The 2020-nt window shown below is 36.3% G+C and carries 2 protein-coding genes; both read left to right on the top strand.

All coding sequences use genetic code 11. The features are described 5' to 3' along the window. On the top strand, positions 1–983 hold a 983-nt coding region (locus tag DBX25_RS11780; protein WP_240620269.1), incomplete at its 5' end, for a flavin monoamine oxidase family protein. A gap of 390 nt (positions 984–1373) precedes the next feature. Continuing rightward, the coding region (locus tag DBX25_RS11770; protein WP_240620268.1) for a quinone oxidoreductase family protein at positions 1374–2020 on the top strand (647 nt) is incomplete at its 3' end.

Genomic DNA, 2020 nt, shown 5'->3' with positions numbered 1-2020 from the left:
AGCCACTCATTAATTTTATTGAAAGAGATCCTAAGAGAAATTGGCCTATTATAGAAGAGCAATATAAATTATATTCCTTAGGCAACTATTTGTACCAGTATTATTCTAACGGCGCAATCGATAAAATCGGAGTTCTACTAGATTTGGAAGCCTTTATGGGTATGTCCTTCTTAGAAGTTTTAAGAGAGTTAATGGTTTTTATATCAGTTAAAAAATATTATGAAATAACTGGTGGAATGGATTTATTGCCAAAATCATTTATGCCACAATTAAAAGATAATATATTATTAAATCAAAAAATGATAAAAATATCACAAACATCAAACGAAATTACCATTGGTTCAATGCATCTTAAATCCAATGAAAAATCATTTATTACAGCAGATTTGGCCATTATAACTATCCCTTTTTCATTATTGCGTTTTGTACAAATAGAACCCTACCATGCGTTATCTTACTATAAACGGAAAGCGATTCGAGAATTAAATTATATGGCTTCTACGAAAATTGGCATCGAATTTAAAAGTAGATTTTGGGAAAAAGCGGATCAACGTGGTGGTAAAAACATTACAGATTTACCAATTCGTTTTTCTTTTTTCCCAAGCACTGGAATAGGAACAAATAGTCCTGCTGTTATTGTAGCAAGTTACACTTGGGCGGATGAAGCATTAACTTGGGACGTTCTTCCTGAGAAGGAACGTATTCAGTTCGCATTGTCTAATTTAGCAGAAATATATGGTGACCAGGTGTATCAGGAATTCGTAGTGGGGCGATCCTTTAGCTGGAGCCAGAACCCATTTGCTGGAGGAGCTTTTCCTATATTTGAACCTGGGCAGGAAAGGGAGCTTTATCCATATATCCCGACACCTGAGGGAAGAGTGCATTTCGCTGGTGAGCATACGTCCCTGACCCATGGGTGGATTCAAGGGGCTATAGAATCAGGAATACGAGTGGCAAATGAAGTAAATAACAGGTTTGAATAGGGAATGTTTAATCATTTAGTTCGAGAAGAAGGAAAAAGTCATCAAAACGTAGAATCAATGAAAAATACTATGCAGAATACTAGATTACTTTTGATGGATTTTTTATTACGTAAAACAAATATCAAATATCTTGTTGAGAATGCTTGGAGACTGGATTTTTCCGAAAAAATTATTAAAGAAATCCTTATATAACAAAAAGTAGTGAAGAACCTCACTACTTTTTTTGTTATATAACCACATGTAGCTATGTTTTTCATTCCAATCATTCTTTCTAAACTATGGTAATCATTTAAGAGAAAGGCAACTCAGCAAGGGTAGCTTATAACTTGTGAAGGAGCAAGGATTGCTTTACTATGTAGCTACAATGTTAATAGAAAAAGAGGTAATGACATGAAAGCATTAGTGTTTGATCAATTCGGAGGACCCGAAGTCCTTTATTATACGGATATTTCTGAACCAACAATTAAGCATGACGAGGTTCTAGTTAGAATGAAAGCGATCGGACTAAATTTTGCCGATGTATATAGAAGAAAAGGAAATTATCATCTGGCAGGTGAACCACCATACCTATTGGGATATGAAGGGGCAGGTGTAGTAGAAAAAGTTGGTTCAAAAGTCACTAACATTAAAGTGGGTGATCGAATCGGATTTGCAGATGTTCCTTTTGCAAATGCTGAATTTGTTGCAGTCCCAATTGAGAAGGCAATTCCTATTCCTGAAGAGATTTCCTTTGAAATTGCATCCTCTATCTTTCTCCAAGGATTGACTGCTCACTATTTAACAAAAGATAGTTATAGCATCAAGGATGGAGATTGGGTCCTTGTTCATGCAGCCGCAGGAGGAGTGGGTCAACTTCTCGTTCAGATTGTCAAGCTTTTAGGTGGAAAAGTGATTGGACTTACTTCATCAAAGGAAAAGGCAAGTATCGCTACCTCAGTAGGAGCGGACCATGTTTTCTTGTACAGCGAAACATGGGTAGAAAAAGTGCAAGAAGTGACGAATGGAAGAGGTGTGGATGTGGTCTATGAGTCAGTAGG

It is taken from the genome of Peribacillus acanthi (assembly GCF_003073175.1).
In the GTDB taxonomy this organism is placed as follows: Bacteria; Bacillota; Bacilli; order Bacillales; family DSM-1321; genus Bacillus_BN; species Bacillus_BN acanthi.
This window is presented reverse-complemented; position numbering and strand designations above follow the sequence as displayed.